Here is an 18,787-nt window from a genome sequence, read left to right as displayed (position 1 = left end):
AAGGGGCGAACCGCTGCCGGAGCCCTCATGCCGGATATTCTCCCGCCAGCGCGCCGAACAGAATCACGGCGGCGGTGGAAGCGGCGCCGCCGCGCCCAAGCTGCTCGGCAAGCTCGGCAATCGTGGTGCGGACCAGCCGTTCGTCGGGACGCCCGAGAGATTCGGCGAACAGCGCCGGGGTGCTGGGGGCGAGGCCGTGCGCGATCAATTTTGCGGCAAGCGCCGGAAAGGTGCGCCGGCCCATATAGACCACGGTCGTGGCCTCGGGATCGGCCAGCGCCGCCCAATTCAGATTGGGCGGCAGCTCGCCGGTGACATCAGCACCGGTGATGAACTGCACCCGGCGGGAGGTATGCCGGCGGGTCAGGGGAATGCCGGCCTGGGCAGCGGCGACACAGGCAGATGTGACGCCGGGAATGATCTCGTAGCCGATGCCGGCCTCGCGCAGCGTCTCGATCTCCTCCTCGAGCCGGCCGAAAATTCCGGCGTCGCCGGACTTGAGCCGCACCACGCGCGCGCCGGTTGCGGCATAGTCGACCAGGAGACGGTTGACGTGGTGCTGCTTGGTCGAAGGACGTCCGGCCCGCTTTCCCACCGCGACGAGATTGGCACCGGGCCGCGCAAGATCGAGGATCGCACCGGAGGCAAGATCGTCATAGAGCACGACGTTGGCCTCGCGCAGCCGCGCGGCGCCCTTCACCGTGAGGAGCTCGGGATCGCCGGGGCCAGCGGAGACGAAAGAGACAAAACCGCTCACCGGTCCTCCGCGATCAGATGGAAGAACGTGCCCGTGGCGTGGCCACGGCGCGAGCCGGTTTCGGCAATGACCGCACCGGTGGCGTCGTGCACGACCGCGAGCGGCGTATCAGGTTGCGCGAGGATGGTCGAATAGTGAAACTCGTGGCCGCGCAGGCGCGCGCTAGGCCGATGCCCCGGCATCGGCGCAGCCAGTTCGGCAAGACGATAACCGAGGTGCATGCGGCGCTTGGCAAAGCTGGTCTCCAGGCCGAGCAGCCCCGTCATTTCATGGTGGATACCGTCGGCGTCGGTGAGGCCTGCGCCCAGCACCATATAGCCTCCGCATTCGCCATGCACGGGCCGTGTCTCGGCGAAAGCACGCAGGCTGCTGCGAAAGCGCGCATTGGCCGCAATCTTTCCGGCATGAAGCTCGGGATAGCCGCCCGGCAGCCAGCACACGTCGGCGCTCGCATCGGGCGCTTCATCGGCCAGCGGCGAAAACGGCACGATCTCCGCGCCCGCCGCGCGCCAGGCCTCCAGCATATGCGGATAGACGAAGGAGAACGCCGCATCGCGGGCCAGCGCGATGCGCTGGCCCGGCGGCGTCACGTTCACGCCGCTCGCCGCAGCTTGCGGCGACCATTTGCCTGCCGAGTGGAGCACCGCATCGAGATCGACGTGCTCGGCGACAAAGCGCGCGGCCTCGTCGATCAGCTTGCCGATCTCGGCCTGCTCCTCGGCCTGCACGAGGCCAAGATGCCGCTTCGGCAGGCTGATCTCGGCGTGGCGCGGCAGCGCGCCGAACACTTTGATGCCGGCCTCGTGCAGCGCGCGTCGCACCAGATCCTCGTGGCGCGGACTGGCGACGCGATTGAGCACGACGCCGGCGAGGCGCACGCCGGCGCGGTAATCGCGCAGGCCTGCGGCGATCGCTGCCGCAGTCTGCGCCTGGCCGGAGGGATCGATCACCAGAACCACCGGCCAGCCCAGCATCTCCGCGATGTCGGCGGTCGCTCCCGTGCCGGAGACACCGCGCGCGGCGACGCCGTCGAACAGTCCCATCGATCCCTCGGCGAGCACGACATCGGCATCGGCCCCGCGGCTGACGAGATGCCCGATGGTGTTGTGATCCATCGCCCAGCTATCGACGTTGACCGAGGCGCGCCCCGTGGCCGCGGCGTGGAAGGCAGGATCAATGTAATCGGGGCCGCTCTTGAAGCATTGCACATTCAAGCCGCGATGGCGCCAGGCGCGGGCGAGCGCCAGCGTCAGGGTGGTCTTGCCGACCCCGGAGGCCGGCGCGGAGATGACGAGGCTCGCCGGCATCACGACGCCTCCGGAAAGCGCGGCTCGGCGCCGACGGGCCGGTAGCGGCGGTCATAATCGGCGGCATAGAGGCGGCTCTCGTCGAAATTTGCTGCGCCAAGCGTCTTGCCGACCAGGATCAGCGCCGTGCGCTCCATCTCGCCACCTACGGCCGCATCGAGCGTTGCCAGCGTCGCGCGCACGATGCGCTGCTCCGGCCAGCTCGCGCGCCAGACGATTGCGACCGGGCAATCCGCGCCGTAATGCGGCGTCAGCTCGGCGACAACCTGGTCGAGCAGATGGATCGAGAGGTGGATCGCGAGCACCGCGCCGGTCGCGGCGAACGCGGCGAGCTTCTCGCCCTCGGGCATCGCGCTGGCGCGGCCCGGCGTGCGCGTCAGCACAACCGTCTGAGCAAGACCGGGCAGAGTCAGCTCGGTTTCCAGCGCGGCTGCGGCAGCCGAGAACGAGGGAACGCCGGGTGTCACGGTGCAGGGAATACCGAGCGCACGCAAACGGCGGAGCTGCTCGCCCATCGCCGACCAGATCGAGAGGTCGCCGGAATGCAGCCGCGCGACGTCCTGGCCGTCCGCATGCGCGGCGGCGATCTCCGCGATGATCTCGTCGAGCGACATTGGCGCGGTGTTGACGATCCGCGCACCGGGCGGGCAATGCGCCAGCACGCCCTCCGGCACCAGCGAGCCGGCATAGAGACAGACCGGACAGGCCGAGATCAGATCGCGGCCCCGCAACGTCAGCAGATCCGGCGCGCCGGGCCCGGCGCCGATGAAATGCACCGTCATGCGCCGTCTCCTTCCGCGATCGCGGCGGTCGCGGTGCGATCCTGCGAGACCACCCGTGTTGCGATCAACCGCGCGCCGGGACCGGCCGCGGCGAGCGCCGCAGCTTCGGCGACCGAACCGGTGCCGAACTTCCCGGCGACGAGCTTTGACTGCGTCGGCGTATCGACCTTCGCAAGAACATCGGCCGGGACAGCCTTGATCGGCACCCCGCATTCGCGCGCGAGCTGCTTCAATACCTCGGCGTCCGCCTTGTCGCTCACCGTAGCCACCGCCGTGAGATCTGCGGAGCCGCCGGCCGCCAGCAGCGCCTCGCGCAGCGAAGACAGCGTCGCGTTCCTCTTGAATCCGAGCCCGGCGACCTTCATCGGACCGCACTCCATTGCACCACAGGGCGTGCCGCCTCCCATGAGCGATAGCGGCCAAGCGGGGCGGCATACGCGATCTCGACCCGCATCAGCTCGCCGCCGTGGCGCTGGTGCAGCTCGCCGAGCAACGCTTCCGTCTCCAGCGTAACTGAATGTGCAACCAGCCGCGCACCCAGCGAGAGCCGCGACCAGATCGCATCGAACATCGCGCGATCGAGACCGCCGCCGATGAAGACGGCGTCCGGCGGCTCCAGCGCAGCCAGCGCTTCAGGCGCTGTGCCTGCGATGACGCCGATCCGATGCGCCAGACCGAAGGCGGCTGCATTCTTGCGGATGTTCGCGGCGCGATCCTCGCGCGCCTCGACCGCAGTCGCGGCCCCGCCACACAGCGCCCACTCCACGGAGATCGATCCCGATCCGGCGCCGATGTCCCACAGCCGCTCCCCTGGACGCGGCGCCAGCGTCGAGAGCGCCAGTGCGCGGACCGGCTGCTTGGTGATCTGGCCGTCATGGACGAAGAGATCGTCCGGCAGGCCCGAGCTGCGCGGGATGCCTTGCGTTCCCATCGCCAGCACCGCCACAGCGACAAGATCTCCAGCGATGTCTTCGGCAAACAGGTCGGCGCGATGCTGGTCAGTGTATTCCCGTGGCCCGCCTAGCGCCTCGAGCGTCCACAAGAGGGAGGCGCCCCATCCGCGTTCGGTCAGCCATCTCGCAAGATCACCGGCTGCCTTGCCATCACGCAGGAGACAAATGATGCGGGCGCCTCGCGCTAGATGCGGCACCAGACGCTCGAACGGCGCCGCATGGAGGCCGATGCATGTCGTAGCCTCCAGTCGCCAGCCCAAGCGCGCGGCGGCGAGCGAGAAGGTCGACGGCGCAGGGTGCGCGATCCACTCATCGCTGCCGAGCTTCTCGGCGAGGCTTGCGCCAGCACCATGCCAGAACGGATCGCCCGAGGCGAGCACGGCCGTGGGTCTTCCACGGCAGCTCAGCACGACATTGGCATCGAACGGCACCGGCCACGGACGGCCGCGGCTGCCAACCTCGGCAAGCGCAAGATGGCGCTCGCCGCCGAACACGGTCTCGGCCCTGGCAAGCGCCTTTCGGCTTGCCTCCGACAGCCCGGCAAGGCCATCTTCGCCGATACCAATGATGGTCAGCCAGGGATCAGACAAGGGCTCACTCATGATTCGCGCCCTCATTCTGGGCGGAACGGCCGATGCGAGCCTGCTCGCCGCGGAGATCGCGCGCGCCGGCATCGACGCCGTCTATTCCTATGGCGGCCGCACCCGCGCGCCGGCCGATCAGCCGCTGCCTACCCGCATCGGCGGGTTTGGCGGCGTGAGCGGGCTGGCCGACTACATCCGCCGCGATGGCATCACGCATGTGATCGACGCGACGCATCCGTTCGCGGCCGAGATGAGCCGCAACGCGGTCGATGCCTGCACGCAGACGGACACGCCGTTGATTGCGCTGGAGCGCGCGCCCTGGATCAAGGCGTCCGACGATACCTGGATCGAGGTGGTGGACGTCAACGCTGCCGTCGCCGCACTGCCGGACGCCCCCGCAAACGTGTTCCTCGCCATCGGCCGCCAGCACATCGCGCCCTTCGCGACGAAGCCGCAGCACGCCTACACGCTGCGCTTCGTCGATCCGCCCGACGCGCCGCTGCCCTTCGCGGCCGATGTGATCGTGTCGCGCGGACCGTTCACGCTTCATAGTGAGCTGGCGATGATGCGCACACGCGGCATCACCTGGATCGTTGCCCGCAATTCCGGCGGCGACGGCGCCCGCGCGAAGATCGATGCGGCCCGCAGGCTGGGCCTTCCCGTAATCATGATCTCGCGACCAGAGCTGCCCGAGCGGCGACGGGTCGAGCGCGTTACTGATGTGATGCAATGGCTCGCTCATTCTGCCCGCCTCGGCGCATAGACCCAGCGGCCGACACGGCGTGTCTGCGAATTGCCGAGGATCACCAGCGTACGCATGTCGGCCATCTCGGGTGTCGCCTCGTTCAACGTCACGATCTCGATCTTTTCATCAGCCGCGCTGATCGCGCGCGCGAAGATCACGAGACGCTCGCCGCAGCCGGCCTCGCGAAGCAGCGCCAGCGCCCGGCCGAATCCTTCCGGCCGACTGGCCGAGCGCGGATTGTACATCGCGATGGCAAAATCGGCTTCCGCCGCGAGGCGCAGGCGTTTCTCGATCACCGCCCATGGCTTGAGATTGTCGGACAGGTTGATCGCGCAGAAATCATGGCCGAGCGGCGCGCCGGCGCGTGCCGCCGCCGCCAGCATCGCGGTGACGCCGGGCAGCACGCGGATCGGCAAATCCCGCCATTGCGGTGCCCGGTCGAGTGCCTCGAACACGGCAGACGCCATCGCGAACACGCCGGGATCGCCGGAGGAGACGATCACGACCTGACCGCCTTCGGCGGCCAGACGCAACGCCTCGCTCGCACGTTGCAGCTCCTCGCGATTGTCAGAGGGATGCAGGGTGAGCCCTGCTCGCGGCGGCACGCGCGCGACATAGGGCGCATAGCCCAGAATGTCGGTCGCCGTCGCAAGCGCCGCCGTGACTTCCGGCGTCACCAGCGCCTCGCTGCCGGGGCCGAGGCCCGCAATGGTCAGGGTGCCCGTCATTCGGCCGCATCCAGATGCCGGCCCTTGCCGTGCACCAGCACGATCGCGAAATAAGGACACTCGGCCGCATCGATCTCGGCGAGCCGCACCACGCGCTCGCCCGGCATGGTGCCGCGCTCGACCAGCCAGGCATCGTCCAGCCGCCCGGCGGCGGCGAGCGCGCGGCGCACTTTTGCGAGATTGCGGCCGGTCTTCATCACGACCAGCGCATCAGCATCGCGCATGCGACGTTCGAGCTCGGCCTCGGGGAGCGTCCCCATAAGCACCGTCGTGACGTCGTCGCCGAGCGCAATCGGCTGCCCGACGCCATTCCAGCAGCCGACCATCCCCGGAATGCCAGCGATCACCTCGATCTCGACGCGGCCTTGCAGGCGCATGTGCAGATGCATGAACGATCCGTAGAAGTAAGGATCGCCCTCACAGAGCACGACGACGTCGACGGCGCGCGACAGCCGCGCCAGGCGCTCGGCCCATTCGTCGTAGAAGCCTGCGAGCAGCTGGACATATTCAGGGCTGTCGAAAGCGATCTCCGTCGTAACAGGATATTCCATCGGATATTCGGTGACGCCGGCCGCGAGCATGCCCTCAACGATGCGGCGCGCTTGACCCGGCCTGCCCTTCTTGCGGAAATAGGCGACGTGTTGTGCGGCACGCACCGTGCGATCGGCACGCACGCTCATCATATCAGGGTTGCCGGGGCCGAGACCGCAGCAGATGATGCGTCCCATCGCTATTCGCTCCGGCTCGCCAGCGCGTTCACGGCAGCAACCGTGATCGCGGAGCCGCCGAGGCGGCCTTCGACGGTGAGCGCAGGTGCCGGCGGATCGGCCATCAGCGCGGCCTTGGATTCGGCCGCGCCGACGAAGCCGACGGGACAGCCAATGATCGCCGCCGGCCGCGGGCAGTCGCGATCCTCCAGCATGTTGAGCAGATGGAACAGCGCGGTCGGTGCATTGCCGATCGCGACGATCGCACCATCGAGATGCGGTCGCCACAGTTCCAGCGCCGCGGCCGAGCGCGTGTTGCGCATGGACTGCGCCAAAGCGGGCACGGCGGGATCGCCGAGCGTGCAGATCACGGCATTAGCGGCGGGCAGTCTTGCGCGCGTAATGCCTTCCGAGACCATGCGCGCGTCGCACAGGATCGGCGCGCCCTTCTGCAAGGCCGCGCGAGCGGCAATCGCCATATCAGGCGTGAAGCGGATATGCGCTTCCAGGCCGACCATGCCGGCGGCATGGATCATCCGCACCACGACCTGCTCCTCGTCCGGCGTGAAACGCGCAAGATCGGCCTCGGCCCGGATGGTGGCGAAGGATTGCCGGTAGATCGCCGCGCCGTCGGTCTCGTAGGTGTGCGGCATCAGTTCCCTCCGACCAGGATGGAGGGATCGCTGACGATGTCGGCGCCGTTCAGCCCGCGCAGCACCGGCGCGTCACGGGTCGACCCGTCGCGGACGAGGTCGAACCCGGCGCGCGTTGCAATCAGCGTGACCGCGGCCGTGCCGGAATGGGCGCAGCCCTTGCCGCAGCCGGAGACGTGCAGCCGCGCATCGGCAGGCATGCGCGGCGCCAGCGCTGCGGCGAGCGCGCGCGTATCGGCATGGGCTTCGCGGCAGCGCGGCGCGCCGCTGCAGGCGATGACGCGCAGCGCCGGATCATAGGGCTCGGTGATGAGCCCCGCCCCGCTCGGCATCTCGCGCTTGCCCTCGCTCAGCACCATCCTCCACGGGGTCATGCGCAGCGCATGGCCGCAAGCAGAGAATTGATGAAGCGTCGCGTGCAGCATCTGCCCAAACGCGACACCAACCATCGCGCCTTGCGGATAATGTCCGGGCCGCACCGCGGCCATCACGGGCGCCGGCTCGGTCTCGCCGCGCAACGATTGAGGCAACACGGCGCCGGATCCGATGTGGGCTGCCATGCGACCGCGCCCGCCCTTCGCACCGCCAGAGATGAGGAACCAGCTCGAAAGCGCCAGCGCCGCGCTGACAGCCTGTCCGCGATCAACGGAGCGGCCGAGCCTGGCGCCGTCGGCCCGCACCAGGAGACCGCCCGAGCGGTCGCGCTCGATGCGGATGTCGGCGGAATCGCCGGCCAGAACCCGCGACCGCCCGTCGTCGATGGCGAAGCCGAACTTGGTGGGCAGCGCGAGGCCGGAATCGGCAAGCGCCTCCTCGAGCTCGGCGGCAAGCGACTGTGTTTCGTCGCCGCGGCTCCAGAACGGCGTCACCAGGATGTTGCGCCTGGCTTCGATGTCGGCGTCGGGATCGAGCAATGCTAGTCGCGCAAGAGCATCGAGCAACGGCCGATGGCCGTCCTCCTGGACGCCCCTGATCTGCAGATTGGCCCGGCTCGTGACGTCGATCAGACCGTTGCCGAAGCGCTCCGCCAATTCGGCGAGTCCGGAGATTTGCGGCGCCTCGAGGCGCCCGCCGAACGGACGCACGCGCACCACGAGCCCGTCGCCCGATTGCATCGGCCGCAGCGCACCGGGACACCAGCCCTTGACCGATGCGGCGCTCATGACGCCTCCTTCAGCGCCGCCGCGATCGAATTACGGCGGGTTCGCCAGAGCGAGGCTTCGTGCAGGCGTGTGAAGCAGGTCTCCATCGCGGCGAGTGCGGACGGATTTTCGCGCGCCATGAAGGCGCGGACGTCGTCGTTGCCGAGCGTCGCATCATAATAGAGGTCGAACAGATGCGGCGGCACGGCGCCGGCGAGATGCGCGAAGGCAGCCATGTGCTCCAGCGTCGCGGTGATCTCGGCGGCGCCGCGAAAGCCATGACGCATCATGCTGGCGATCCAGGCCGGATTGGCCGCGCGCGCCCGAACTACACGCGAAATCTCCTCCGTCAGCGTCCGCGCATGCGGCGCACCTAGCCGCGTCGCATCGAGATGATAAAGCGACGGCGCGCCTGCCCCGAGATGCGCGGTTGCCGCAGCGATGCCTGCCTCATGCGCGGCATAGTCGGCGGCGAGCAGCAGATCGGTTTCGGGCAGGTCCTGGACATGGACAAAAGCGTCGGCGGACGCGAGACGCTGTTCGATACCTGCGCGATCCGGCTGCATCGCGCCATCGGCAGAGAAGGCCCAGGACGATGCCGACAACCAGGCTTCGCCGGCGGCCTCGCGCGTCTCCGGCGTGAAGGCATCCGGGATAGCCGAGAGGCCGACGCCGTATTGACCGGGCCGCGGCGCGAACACGCGGGACGCACGATGGCGATAGGGATTCTCATCGCCCTCCTCGTCGCGCGCGGCGAGCGCCTCGGCGGCGGTTTCGAACAATTGCGCGAGCCCTGCGAAGACATCGCGGAACAGACCGGAGACGCGCAGCGTGACGTCGATGCGGGGCCGGCCGAGCTCGGCCGGCGCGATGATGTCATAACCGATGACGCGGCCAGAGGCGTGATCCCAGCGCGGCGCGAGGCCGGCCAGATGCAGCGCCATCGCAAACTCTTCACCGGCGGTGCGCATCGTTGCCGACCCCCAGAGATCGACGACGAGGCCCTTCGGCCAATCACCATGATCCTGCAAGTGACGGCGCAGCAGCTCTTCGGCGAGTTTTATCCCGTGCGCATGCGCCGACGGCGTCGGCACCGCGCGCGGATCGACGGCAAAGAGATTGCGCCCGGTCGGCAGCACGTCCTGGCGGCCGCGATACGGGGAGCCCGACGGCCCGGGCGCAACGCATTTGCCCGCGAGCGCGGCACGCAACGCATCCCGCTCGGCTTCGCCGCAAGCGCCGCGGCCGAACACGTGCAGGCCGTCGCCGAACTGGCTTTCCTTGAGATCGCAGACGAAGCGGTCGATCCGTGGGATCGCTTCGGCCGGTGCTGCCGAAGCAGCGAGGCCGAGATCCGCTTCGAGACCCGCCGCACGCGCTTCATCGCGGATCGCCGCGATCAGGCGCTGGCGCCGCGCGGGATCGAGACCGTCAGCGGTCGAATATTCATCGAGCAGCCGTTCGAGCCGACGAAGGCCCTCCGGCACCGCGGATGTCTCGAGCGGCGGCGGCAGATGGCCGATAGTGACCGCGCCGATGCGCCGCTTGGCCTGTGCGGCCTCGCCGGGATCGTTGACGATGAAGGGATAGATGACGGGGAGATCGCCAATCAGCGCTTCCGGCCAGCACGCTTGCGACAGCGCCACGGATTTGCCCGGCAGCCATTCCAGCGTGCCATGTGCGCCGATATGCACGACGGCATCGCAGCCCTGCTGCCTGAGCCAGAGATAGAACGCGATATAGGCATGCCGCGGCGTGCGGGCGAGATCGTGATAATCGCCATCGCGCGTGGCCGCATCGCCGCGCTCGGGCTGAACTGCGATGACCGACTGGCCGCATTGAATCGCGGCGAAGTGGAACGCGCTGCCGCGGCAGCTCGGGTCGTTTTCCACCGCGCCCCATGCGCGCGCGAGATCCTCCTGCAGGGATTGCGGCAGGCGCGACAGCCCCGCGCGATAATCGGCAATGCTCCAAGCCAAACTCTGCTTCAATAGCGTCTCGCCAAGCGCATGGACCGGCGCAACATCGAAGCCGGCGTCCGCCAGATCGGATACCAGGGCCTCCACTGAAGCCAGTGCATCAAGCCCGACCGCGTGCGCAATCTGGTGCGGACGTCCCGGATAGTTCGACAGCACGATTGCCAGCCGCTTCTCACCGGCGGGCTTCTCTGCGAGGCGCCGCCAAGCTGCGACCCGCGCGGTGACGGCTTTCACGCGCTCCACATCGGGCGTGTGGGCCAGATGCGAAAACTGCAAATCCGGATCGCGCATCCCGGCCGATTTGAAGCTCACCACGCCGGCGAACAGGCGGCCGTCAACCTCGGGCAGCACAACATGCATTGCGAGGTCGCCGGGCGACAGGCCGCGCAGCGATTCCGCCCAATCCTCGCGCCGCGCCGTCGAGAGCGCGACCTGGAACACCGGACAGGACGCGGCATCGAACGGCGTCGTGCCGTCATCGCCCAGTGCCGAGAACGCCGTCGCGTTGACGATCGCCGCCGCAGGATGTTGCGCCAGATGCGCGCGCAGCCAGTCAGCAACGCCTGGTGCCTTCAGCGAGGTGACGAACACGCCGTAGGCGTCAAATCCCTTCTCGCGCAGCGCGGCGATCAGGGCGTCAACCGGCCCGGTATCGGCGGCCGTGAGATAGGAGCGATAGAACGTCACGAGCGCGCGCGGTTTGCCTTCGCCGCCCGCCGGCGCGGCAATGACGCCGCGGCCGGGATCATAGAATCCCATCTCGGGCACGGTCATCTCGCCGATGACCGGTCCGGCATAGTGCCCTGAGGCCAGCGCGAGCTGCGCAATCGCGGCTTGTGCTGCGACCGGGCCACCGGTGTCGCAGAGCACCTTGAGCCGACGCAGCGTCGAGACCGGCAGGGTCGAGTAAGCATCAAGCCGCGTGTCGTCGCGGCCGTCTGCCGGCAATACGGCGAGCACGATGTTGCGGTCTTTCGCCAGTTGCTGGAGCGCCGCGAGCCCGTACGCCCAATAGGACTCCCCGCCGATCAGGCGCACCAATATGCCGCGCGCCTGCGACAGCGTGCGCTCAATATACGTGTCGACCGACAGCGGATGCCGCAGCTCAGCGAGATTGGCGAGCCGCAGCGACGGCAGGCTGCCCCGGCCGCGCCGCCAGCCGGCCGCGAACGCGGCAAGGTCGGAATCCGAATACGAGAGCACCACGAGATCGGCCGGGTCCTGGCCGATGTCTCTTGGCGTCGCGGTCTCCTCGAGACCGCGGCTCTCGCGAAAGACGACGTGCATCAGATACCAAGTCCTGCCTTGATGGCGGCCTCGTCGATATCGCCATGCTCGCCGATCACCACGAGCTTGGACCGCCTGTGACACGTGCCCCATGGCTTGTCGAACTGATGGCGCACCCGCTCGCCGACCGCTTGCAGCAACAGGCGCATCGGCTTGCCCGCGACCGCGATGTAGCCCTTGGCACGCAGCACGTTCTGCTCGCGCGCCAGCTTCTGGACCAATGCGACCAGCGCCTCGATATCTGCCACCTCCGGAAGATCAATCACGACGGAGGCGAAATCATCATGCTCGTGCTCTTCCTCACCGTCATGATGGGAGGGCCGCGCGGCGAGATCATTCTCGGCCGCAGCGCCAAGACCGAGGATGACGCGCGCATCGATCGCGCCGTCGGTGACGGGCAGCATCGGCACACGGCGCGGCATCTCGGCGGTGATCGCGGCCTTTGCGGCTTCGATGCCCGCGGAGCCCGCAAGATCGGCCTTGGTCAGCAGCACGATGTCGGCACACGCGATCTGGTCCTCGAACACTTCCGACAGCGGCGTCTCGTGATCGAGATTTTCGTCCGCCGCGCGCTGCGCTTCGACCGCAGCCGGGTCCGGCGCGAAGCGGCCGGCGGCGACCGCCTCGGCGTCGGCCAGCGCGATCACACCGTCGACCGTGATGCGCGAGCGGATCTCCGGCCAGTCGAAAGCTTTCAGCAGCGGCTTCGGCAATGCCAGGCCCGAGGTCTCGATCAGGATGTGATCGGGCCGCACCGGCCGCGCCAAAAGCTGCTCCATCGTCGGAATGAAGTCGTCAGCCACCGTGCAGCAGATGCAGCCATTGGCGAGCTCGACGATGTTCTCCTCCGGGCAGTTCGCATCGGCGCAGGACTTCAGGATCTCGCCGTCGACGCCCTCGCTGCCAAACTCGTTGACGAGCACCGCGAGCTTCTTGCCTCCGGCATTGCTAAGAAGATGCTGGATCAGCGTCGTCTTGCCGGAACCGAGGAAACCGGTGACCACCGTAACCGGGACTTTTGCGAGCGAGTTCATTCGGCGGCCTCCGGCACGACGGTAACAGGGGGAATGCGGGCAAGCGATTGCTTGCGGAAGATTTCGGGACGGCTGCGCCATGGCACGATTCCATCCGGCGCGGCCGCGTAGGCCGCGGCGCCTGCGACCACGTCCTGTGCATTCGCGTCGGACAGGCGGCCATAAACATAGGACCAGCGGCCGGGCGCGCTGAGCGCGACCGAGCAGCCCTGGCTGCAGGCCGACAGGCATTCGACGGGAACCACGCTGACGCCTTCGGGCACGCCGGCCTCGAGAATCGCGCCGTGCAGGCGCTTGCCGGGCGTCGTCTCGCCCTCGCCCAGCGTCTGGCCGGCGCGGCAGGTGATGCAGACATGAAGTGTGACGGTCATCGCCTCTTCCAGATAACAGCGGGAGGCGATGAGGCGCACGGACCATTCTCCTGAAGGCCCGCTTCCCCGTCGCGGAACACCCCGTCCGCCGGTCCAAAACTCGTCCGCGCTGGCAGGTCTCCCGGCTTGCGGAGCAGGGTTTTGGCCCTTCGATCCCCGCCTTCCCGATTCCAAAAGGAATCAGTGGCTTCGGGCATCTCTCCGGTCACGGTCGCGGGGGCGGCTGCAGTTTGGATCCAGATCTGCCGATTCGGACCCTATCGCATTCCCTCTTCGCCTGTCATAGGACAGGAACCAACGCCGGGCCACCATTTGCCGGTGGCCGCCACTTGTCAAGCCGAAGGACCGGGGCCCATGACGTCAGAACCGGATACCCAAACAGCCGAGGACACCGACATCAGGCACGCCCAGAAAATGGCGAAGAAGAAGGCTGCCCGCGACAAGATCATGGCGACCAAGAGCGGCGAAAAGGGCCTGATCATCGTCCATACCGGCGCGGGCAAGGGAAAATCCTCCTCGGCTTTCGGCATGATCGTCCGCTGCGTCGCGCATGGCTTCCCTTGCGCGGTGGTGCAATTCATCAAGGGCGCCTGGGATACCGGCGAACGGCGCCTGCTCACCGGCCATTTCGGCGATCTCTGCCAGTTCCACGCGATGGGCGAAGGCTTCACCTGGGAGACGCAGGACCGCGCCCGCGACATCGCCGCCGCACGCGCCGGCTGGGAGAAGGCCAAGGAATTGATCCTCGACGAGCGGCTGCGCATGGTCGTGCTCGACGAGATCAACATCGCGCTCCGCTACGACTACCTCGACATCGCCGAAGTCGTCGGCTTCCTGACCACCCAGAAGCCGCCAATGACACATGTCGTGCTCACCGGGCGGAACGCCAAGGACGAGCTGATCGAGATCGCCGACCTCGTCACCGAGATGACGCTGGTCAAGCATCCGTTCCGTTCCGGCATCAAGGCGCAGGCCGGCGTCGAGTTTTGAAGGCGCTGATGGCACGCGCATTGATGATTCAGGGGGCCGGCTCGGACGTGGGCAAATCGCTCATTGTCGCCGGCCTCGCGCGCGCCTTCATGCGCCGTGGCCTGCGCGTGCTGCCGTTCAAGCCGCAGAACATGTCGAACAACGCGGCCGTCACCGTCGATGGCGGCGAGATCGGCCGGGCCCAGGCGCTTCAGGCGCTCGCCGCCGGCGTCGAGCCGCACACCGACATGAACCCGGTGCTGCTCAAGCCCGAGACCGATGTCGGCGCACAGATCGTCGTGCATGGCAAGCGCATCGCGACCGCGCGTGCGCGCGACTATGCGGCCATGAAGCCGTCGCTGATGGGCGCGGTGCTCGAGAGTTTCGAACGCTTGAAGGCGCGGGCCGATCTGGTGCTGGTCGAAGGCGCCGGCAGCCCGGCCGAGGTGAATTTGCGCAAGTCCGACATCGCCAATATGGGCTTCGCACGCAGGGCGGATGTGCCGGTCGTGCTGGTCGGCGACATCGACCGCGGCGGCGTCATCGCCCAGCTGGTCGGCATCAAGACGGTGATCGACCCCGACGATGCCGCAATGATCTCTGGCTTCGTCATCAACAAGTTCCGCGGCGATCCCACCCTGTTCGACGACGGCTACAGGCTGATCGAGCAAAAGACTGCTTGGCGCGGCTTCGGCGTGCTGCCCTGGTTCACGCGTGCCGGCGAGCTGCCGGCGGAGGATGCGCTCGGCCTGCGCGATGCGCGCAAGCCCGGCCAATGCAAGATCGCTTGTCTTGCACTGTCGCGGATCGCCAACTTCGACGATCTCGATCCGCTCAAGCTCGAGCCAGGCGTCGATCTCGTGATGGTGCGCCCGGGCGAGGCGATTCCCGGCGATGTGCGTCTCGTCATCATTCCCGGGTCAAAGTCCACGCGCGGCGATCTCGTCTTCCTGCGCGCGCAGGGCTGGGACATCGATCTGCTTGCACATCACCGCAGGGGCGGCCATGTGCTCGGCCTCTGCGGCGGCTTTCAGATGCTGGGACGCAGCGTCGCCGACCCTGAAGGCATCGAGGGACCTGCGGGCGATACAACGGGCCTCGGGCTTCTCGATGTCGAGACGGTGATGAGCCCGCAAAAAACCCTCACGCGTGTTGCGGCCGTGCACGCCGCGACGGATCAGCCGATCCAGGCCTACGAGATCCACATCGGCCGTACCGACGGCCCGGATCGTGCCCGCCCCTTTGCAACGCTGGACGGCGAGGCGGAAGGTGCCATTTCGCGCGACGGACGTGTGCAGGGCAGCTATCTGCACGGCCTGTTCACGTCGGATGGTTTCCGCAAGGCCTACCTCGCCAAGCTCGACATTCCCGCCGGCGACGAGCCCTACCACGCCAGGGTCGAGAGCGCGCTCGAGGCGCTAGCCGATCACATGGAAAAGCATCTCGACGTCGAAGGCCTGCTCGCGCTAGCGCGCTAGGGCCTCGGCAAGGTGCGTCCATTCGGCTTCGCTGCCGGGAAGTCCGAGGCGCAGCCATGTCGGCTGCTGCGCGAAGACGCGGGACCAGATGTGGGCGCGCGCGAGCCTCTCCTGCGCAGCCAGCGCGTCAGGCGTTTCGTACAAGCGAAACAGCGATGTGCCGCCGACGAGCCGCCAGCCTTGCGAATGCGCCATCGCGTCGAGGCGAACACAGTCGCGCGCGAGCCGCGCCGAGGTCGCCTCGGCCCAAGCCTCATCGCGCAAGGCACGGCAGCCGATTTCGATCGCCGCGCCCGAAACGGGCCATGGACCCGACATCGCGGCAAGCCTGTCGGTGTCGGCGGCATGACCGATTGCGAAGCCGAGCCGCAGGCCGGCCAAGCCATAGAACTTTCCGAACGACCGCAGGATCAACAGGCCCGGCCGATCAGCTTCGGCTGCAAGCGACAATTGCGGGACGGCATCGGCAAAGCTCTCGTCGATGACGAGACGGCCGACGCGCGGCAGCAACGCGAGCAGATCCATGCGCGAATGGCACCGCCCGTCGGGATTGTTCGGATTGACCACGATGGCGAGGTCGGCATCCGCGAGCGCATCGAGCTCCGCAACTTCCCGGGCCTCCCAGCCCGCGGCCGACAGGACGCCCGCATATTCATTGTAGGTCGGCGCGAGGATGCGCGCCTGCCCGGGTGCCGCCAGGTGCGGCAGCGATTGGATGGCGGCCTGCGCACCGCCCATCGCAATGACCGGTGCGCGCGTGTGGTAGGCCTGCTGCGCGGCCCGATGCAGGGCCTCGATCTCGGCGCGCGACGGCAGCGCGGTCCACGCGCGCGCGCTCACCTCGCCGACGGGATATGGCAGCCGGTTGATACCGGTCGACAGGTCGATCCAATCCTCCGCGCGTCCGCCAAAACGCTGCTGGGCCTGGTCCAGATTTCCACCGTGCTCGCGCATGGCCCGTTCTTTCACGCGACGGCCAGGATCGCAAGCAGGCCTGCGACCAGCAGCATGGCAGGACGGTAGACGGCCAGCGCCTCCGCGATGTCGGCGGCACGCGGATCGCGCGCGCTTTCGTTCAGCCAGGGCTCATTGCTGACGCTGCCATGATAGATGCGGGGACCGCTGAGCCGCACACCGAGCCCGCCGGCCATCGCCGCTTCCGGCCAGCCGGCATTTGGCGAGCGATGACGGCGCGCATCGCGTGTCATGCACGCCAATGCCTCCGACCGCTGCGGTGCCAGCAGCACGAAGAGGAATCCGGTCAGCCGCGCCGGGATGAAATTGGCGACATCGTCGATGCGCGCTGCCGCCCAGCCAAAGGCTTCGTGGCGGTCGTTGCGGTGGCCGATCATGGAGTCCAGCGTGTTGATCGCCTTGTAACCGAGGATACCGGGCAAGCCGAACAGCGCGCCCCAGAACACCGGCGCGACGATGCCGTCGGAGGTGTTTTCGGCAAGGCTCTCGATCGCCGCACGCGCGATGCCGGCCTCATCGAGGCTTGCGGGATCGCGGCCGACGATGCGCGAGACCGCTTCGCGCGCGGCGGCGACGTCGCCGGCCAGCAAGGGCGTGGCCACAGCAGCCACATGATCATGCAGCGAGCGCAGCGCGACCAATGGCCAGGCCAGGATGCCAATCAGCACGATCTGGATCCAACCCGACGGAAGCAGCGATTGCAGCACCCAGCCGAGCGCCGCGGAAAGCGCGATCACCGCAAGCGCGCCGGCGACGCCGGCCGCTCGACGCAATGACGGCGGATCGGACGCGCGATTCCAGGTGGTGTCGATGGCCGCAATCAGCCCGCCGAGCCAGGTGACGGGATGGCCGATCCGCGCGAACAGCCACGCCGGCCAGCCCAGCAGGGCATCCACCGCCATCGCCACCACCATCGCGCCCGCAAAGTCCACACCGGTCTCCTGTCCCGCCCCTGTTGCGCAAGACGGCGGCCGAGCGCAAGCCCCTCGCCGCCTGATTTCGGCTTTGTCTTTGGCCGCGTTTGATGATTAGTGCTCAGCGCAGGAGACCTTCATGGCCGTCATCTTGATCACCGGCGGGGCGCGATCGGGCAAGAGCACCCGGGCGGAAGCGCGCGCGCGCAGCTTTGCCGGCCAGCCCGTCTACATCGCAACGGCCGAGGCGCTCGACGGCGAAATGCAGGAACGCATCGCAAGACATCGCGCGCGGCGCGGAACCGATTGGATCGAGCGCGAGGTGCCGCTCGATCTCGTGCCGGCGCTGCTCTCGACCGATGGCGGCGGCGCAAGGCTCGTCGACTGCCTGACGCTGTGGCTCTCCAACTTGATGCATGCGGCGCGCGATTGGGAGCGAGAGGTGAGAGAGCTCGCCGACGCCCTGCCCCGCCTCGACAGCCCCGTCGTCCTCGTCACCAACGAGGTCGGCCTCGGCATCGTGCCCGACAACGCACTGGCGCGCAGCTTCCGCGATGCCGCCGGGATCATGAACCAGATCATTGCCGGTGTCGCCGACGAGGTCGAGTTCGTCGTCGCCGGCCTGCCGATGAAACTGAAATGATCCCGCGCGCCGAGCTGCTCAAAGACATCTTCGCCGATCTCAGGATGGCGACATCGTTCGTGACGATCCTCCCGGTGGCATCGTCGAAGCCGGCCGGTGACGGCGCGATCGCGCGCGCGACCTGGGCGCTGCCGGTCGCGGGACTGCTGGTCGGTCTCGCCGGCGCCCTCACTTACAAGATCGCCATTCGCTTCGGACTGACGCCGAGCCTTGCCGCCCTGCTCGTGCTGGCCACGACGGCCTTCATCACCGGCGCGATGCACGAGGACGGACTTGCCGACACTGCGGACGGACTCGGCGGCGGCCGCACCCGCGAGCGCAAGCTCGAGATCATGCGCGACAGCAGGATCGGGACCTATGGTGTCTGCACGCTCATTCTGTCGTTCGGCCTGCGCTGGAGCGCGCTTGCGACGATCGCAAATCCATCGGCCGTCATGCTCGCGCTGTGCGCGGCGCACGTTGCTGCCCGCGCCGGCGTGCCGGCCTTCATGTCGCTGGTGCCGCCGGCGCGGCCTGATGGGCTGTCAGCCAGCGCCGGGGCGCCGCCCGGCCGCAGCGTGGCCATCGCCTTCGCGCTTGGAACGCTCGCGCTTGCCCTGGCGTTGGGGCCGGGCAAGGCGCTGGTCGGCCTGATCCTGCTGTCGCTGGCCGGCCTGCTGCTGGCGCGGCTTGCCATCCGCCAGATCGGCGGGCAGACCGGCGACATCCTCGGCGCGTTCGAGCAGGCGGGCGAGATCCTGATCCTGCTGGTGGCCGCGTCCTTCCAGATGGGGCGATGA

At 68.1% G+C, this 18,787-nt stretch carries 19 protein-coding genes and 1 riboswitch; of the genes, 5 read left to right on the top strand and 14 right to left on the bottom strand.

What is annotated here, in order from left to right; genetic code table 11:
• Window positions 1–25 precede the first annotated feature (25 nt).
• Genes cobA through cbiE form a run of 5 tightly spaced genes read right to left on the bottom strand, consistent with a single transcriptional unit; the run spans window position 26 to window position 4,389 of the window.
• Window positions 26–757 (bottom strand): uroporphyrinogen-III C-methyltransferase, encoded by a 732-nt coding sequence (gene cobA / locus HZZ13_RS18530; RefSeq protein ID WP_197960968.1) that lies wholly within the window; start codon window positions 755–757, stop codon window positions 26–28.
• Entirely contained in the window at window positions 754–2,064 is a 1,311-nt protein-coding gene (locus HZZ13_RS18525) for a cobyrinic acid a,c-diamide synthase CobB (RefSeq protein WP_197960967.1), read from the bottom strand. Before HZZ13_RS18525 ends, cobA begins: the two co-directional genes overlap by 4 nt.
• A complete protein-coding gene (gene cobM / locus HZZ13_RS18520) occupies window positions 2,064–2,846 on the bottom strand; it encodes a precorrin-4 C(11)-methyltransferase (RefSeq protein WP_197960966.1) in 783 nt (260 codons plus the stop codon). The genes HZZ13_RS18525 and cobM overlap by 1 nt, the downstream gene beginning before the upstream one ends.
• Complete coding sequence (locus HZZ13_RS18515; protein WP_197960965.1) at window positions 2,843–3,211, bottom strand: cobalamin biosynthesis protein; 369 nt, start codon at window positions 3,209–3,211, stop codon at window positions 2,843–2,845. Before HZZ13_RS18515 ends, cobM begins: the two co-directional genes overlap by 4 nt.
• Window positions 3,208–4,389: a precorrin-6y C5,15-methyltransferase (decarboxylating) subunit CbiE gene (gene cbiE, locus HZZ13_RS18510; RefSeq protein WP_197960964.1), complete on the bottom strand. Its 1,182-nt coding sequence runs from the start codon at window positions 4,387–4,389 to the stop codon at window positions 3,208–3,210. Before cbiE ends, HZZ13_RS18515 begins: the two co-directional genes overlap by 4 nt.
• A gap of 10 nt (window positions 4,390–4,399) precedes the next feature.
• On the opposite strand from cbiE, the gene HZZ13_RS18505 reads away from it, so the two are divergent.
• Complete coding sequence (locus tag HZZ13_RS18505; protein ID WP_197961111.1) at window positions 4,400–5,146, top strand: cobalt-precorrin-6A reductase; 747 nt, start codon at window positions 4,400–4,402, stop codon at window positions 5,144–5,146.
• On the opposite strand, the gene cobJ is transcribed toward HZZ13_RS18505, so the two are convergent.
• Genes cobJ through HZZ13_RS18470 form a run of 7 tightly spaced genes read right to left on the bottom strand, consistent with a single transcriptional unit; the run spans window position 5,122 to window position 13,029 of the window.
• The gene (gene cobJ / locus HZZ13_RS18500) at window positions 5,122–5,856 is read right to left on the bottom strand and encodes a precorrin-3B C(17)-methyltransferase (protein ID WP_197960963.1); all 735 of its coding nucleotides are present in this window, start codon (window positions 5,854–5,856) and stop codon (window positions 5,122–5,124) included. The genes HZZ13_RS18505 and cobJ overlap by 25 nt on opposite strands.
• Complete coding sequence (locus HZZ13_RS18495) at window positions 5,853–6,584, bottom strand: precorrin-2 C(20)-methyltransferase (RefSeq protein ID WP_197960962.1); 732 nt, start codon at window positions 6,582–6,584, stop codon at window positions 5,853–5,855. Before HZZ13_RS18495 ends, cobJ begins: the two co-directional genes overlap by 4 nt.
• Window positions 6,585–6,586: 2 nt before the next feature.
• Window positions 6,587–7,216: a precorrin-8X methylmutase gene (locus tag HZZ13_RS18490; RefSeq protein ID WP_197960961.1), complete on the bottom strand. Its 630-nt coding sequence runs from the start codon at window positions 7,214–7,216 to the stop codon at window positions 6,587–6,589.
• Window positions 7,216–8,379 carry a precorrin-3B synthase gene (gene cobG, locus HZZ13_RS18485; protein WP_197960960.1) on the bottom strand — a complete coding sequence of 388 codons (1,164 nt, stop codon included), beginning with the start codon at window positions 8,377–8,379 and terminating at the stop codon, window positions 7,216–7,218. Before cobG ends, HZZ13_RS18490 begins: the two co-directional genes overlap by 1 nt.
• On the bottom strand, window positions 8,376–11,624 hold the full coding sequence (cobN, locus tag HZZ13_RS18480) for a cobaltochelatase subunit CobN (RefSeq protein ID WP_197960959.1): 3,249 nt from the start codon (window positions 11,622–11,624) through the stop codon (window positions 8,376–8,378). The genes cobG and cobN overlap by 4 nt, the downstream gene beginning before the upstream one ends.
• Window positions 11,624–12,658: a cobalamin biosynthesis protein CobW gene (gene cobW, locus HZZ13_RS18475; protein WP_197960958.1), complete on the bottom strand. Its 1,035-nt coding sequence runs from the start codon at window positions 12,656–12,658 to the stop codon at window positions 11,624–11,626. Before cobW ends, cobN begins: the two co-directional genes overlap by 1 nt.
• The gene (locus tag HZZ13_RS18470) at window positions 12,655–13,029 is read right to left on the bottom strand and encodes a DUF1636 family protein (protein WP_036005458.1); all 375 of its coding nucleotides are present in this window, start codon (window positions 13,027–13,029) and stop codon (window positions 12,655–12,657) included. Before HZZ13_RS18470 ends, cobW begins: the two co-directional genes overlap by 4 nt.
• A gap of 94 nt (window positions 13,030–13,123) precedes the next feature.
• A riboswitch (cobalamin riboswitch) is annotated at window positions 13,124–13,343 on the bottom strand.
• A gap of 40 nt (window positions 13,344–13,383) precedes the next feature.
• On the opposite strand from HZZ13_RS18470, the gene cobO reads away from it, so the two are divergent.
• Together cobO and HZZ13_RS18460 are read left to right on the top strand one after the other, a co-directional pair.
• The gene (cobO, locus tag HZZ13_RS18465) at window positions 13,384–14,019 is read left to right on the top strand and encodes a cob(I)yrinic acid a,c-diamide adenosyltransferase (RefSeq protein WP_197960957.1); all 636 of its coding nucleotides are present in this window, start codon (window positions 13,384–13,386) and stop codon (window positions 14,017–14,019) included.
• Window positions 14,020–14,027: 8 nt separating this feature from the next.
• Window positions 14,028–15,476, top strand: coding sequence for a cobyric acid synthase (locus tag HZZ13_RS18460; RefSeq protein ID WP_197960956.1), 1,449 nt, complete (start codon window positions 14,028–14,030; stop codon window positions 15,474–15,476).
• On the opposite strand, the gene cobD is transcribed toward HZZ13_RS18460, so the two are convergent.
• Both cobD and cbiB read right to left on the bottom strand, forming a co-directional pair.
• Window positions 15,465–16,430 carry a threonine-phosphate decarboxylase CobD gene (gene cobD, locus HZZ13_RS18455; protein ID WP_197960955.1) on the bottom strand — a complete coding sequence of 322 codons (966 nt, stop codon included), beginning with the start codon at window positions 16,428–16,430 and terminating at the stop codon, window positions 15,465–15,467. The genes HZZ13_RS18460 and cobD overlap by 12 nt on opposite strands.
• An 11-nt stretch (window positions 16,431–16,441) precedes the next feature.
• The gene (gene cbiB, locus HZZ13_RS18450) at window positions 16,442–17,383 is read right to left on the bottom strand and encodes an adenosylcobinamide-phosphate synthase CbiB (protein WP_311972655.1); all 942 of its coding nucleotides are present in this window, start codon (window positions 17,381–17,383) and stop codon (window positions 16,442–16,444) included.
• A gap of 121 nt (window positions 17,384–17,504) precedes the next feature.
• Here cbiB and cobU point away from each other — a divergent pair, with 121 nt between their 5' ends.
• Window positions 17,505–18,008, top strand: coding sequence for a bifunctional adenosylcobinamide kinase/adenosylcobinamide-phosphate guanylyltransferase (cobU, locus tag HZZ13_RS18445; protein WP_197960954.1), 504 nt, complete (start codon window positions 17,505–17,507; stop codon window positions 18,006–18,008).
• A complete protein-coding gene (gene cobS, locus HZZ13_RS18440) occupies window positions 18,005–18,787 on the top strand; it encodes an adenosylcobinamide-GDP ribazoletransferase (protein WP_197960953.1) in 783 nt (260 codons plus the stop codon). Before cobU ends, cobS begins: the two co-directional genes overlap by 4 nt.

The sequence above is a fragment of the Bradyrhizobium agreste genome, from assembly GCF_016031625.1.
Classification (GTDB): Bacteria; Pseudomonadota; Alphaproteobacteria; order Rhizobiales; family Xanthobacteraceae; genus Bradyrhizobium; species Bradyrhizobium agreste.
Note: the sequence above shows the minus strand (reverse complement) of the source record. Positions and strands in the feature narration are given on the sequence as shown.

Bases quoted from the DNA above. Each gene is read 5' to 3' on its own strand.
- HZZ13_RS18460 (WP_197960956.1), top strand. From the start codon at position 14,028: ATGGCACGCGCATTGATGATTCAGGGGGCCGGCTCGGACGTGGGCAAA.
- cobW (WP_197960958.1), bottom strand. From the start codon at position 12,658: ATGAACTCGCTCGCAAAAGTCCCGGTTACGGTGGTCACCGGTTTCCTC.
- HZZ13_RS18525 (WP_197960967.1), bottom strand. From the start codon at position 2,064: ATGCCGGCGAGCCTCGTCATCTCCGCGCCGGCCTCCGGGGTCGGCAAG.
- cobD (WP_197960955.1), bottom strand. From the start codon at position 16,430: ATGCGCGAGCACGGTGGAAATCTGGACCAGGCCCAGCAGCGTTTTGGC.
- cobS (WP_197960953.1), top strand. From the start codon at position 18,005: ATGATCCCGCGCGCCGAGCTGCTCAAAGACATCTTCGCCGATCTCAGG.
- HZZ13_RS18470 (WP_036005458.1), bottom strand. From the start codon at position 13,029: ATGACCGTCACACTTCATGTCTGCATCACCTGCCGCGCCGGCCAGACG.
- cobU (WP_197960954.1), top strand. From the start codon at position 17,505: ATGGCCGTCATCTTGATCACCGGCGGGGCGCGATCGGGCAAGAGCACC.
- cobJ (WP_197960963.1), bottom strand. From the start codon at position 5,856: ATGACGGGCACCCTGACCATTGCGGGCCTCGGCCCCGGCAGCGAGGCG.
- cobM (WP_197960966.1), bottom strand. From the start codon at position 2,846: ATGACGGTGCATTTCATCGGCGCCGGGCCCGGCGCGCCGGATCTGCTG.
- cobN (WP_197960959.1), bottom strand. From the start codon at position 11,624: ATGCACGTCGTCTTTCGCGAGAGCCGCGGTCTCGAGGAGACCGCGACG.
- HZZ13_RS18515 (WP_197960965.1), bottom strand. From the start codon at position 3,211: ATGAAGGTCGCCGGGCTCGGATTCAAGAGGAACGCGACGCTGTCTTCG.
- cobG (WP_197960960.1), bottom strand. From the start codon at position 8,379: ATGAGCGCCGCATCGGTCAAGGGCTGGTGTCCCGGTGCGCTGCGGCCG.
- cobO (WP_197960957.1), top strand. From the start codon at position 13,384: ATGACGTCAGAACCGGATACCCAAACAGCCGAGGACACCGACATCAGG.
- HZZ13_RS18495 (WP_197960962.1), bottom strand. From the start codon at position 6,584: ATGGGACGCATCATCTGCTGCGGTCTCGGCCCCGGCAACCCTGATATG.
- HZZ13_RS18490 (WP_197960961.1), bottom strand. From the start codon at position 7,216: ATGCCGCACACCTACGAGACCGACGGCGCGGCGATCTACCGGCAATCC.
- HZZ13_RS18505 (WP_197961111.1), top strand. From the start codon at position 4,400: ATGATTCGCGCCCTCATTCTGGGCGGAACGGCCGATGCGAGCCTGCTC.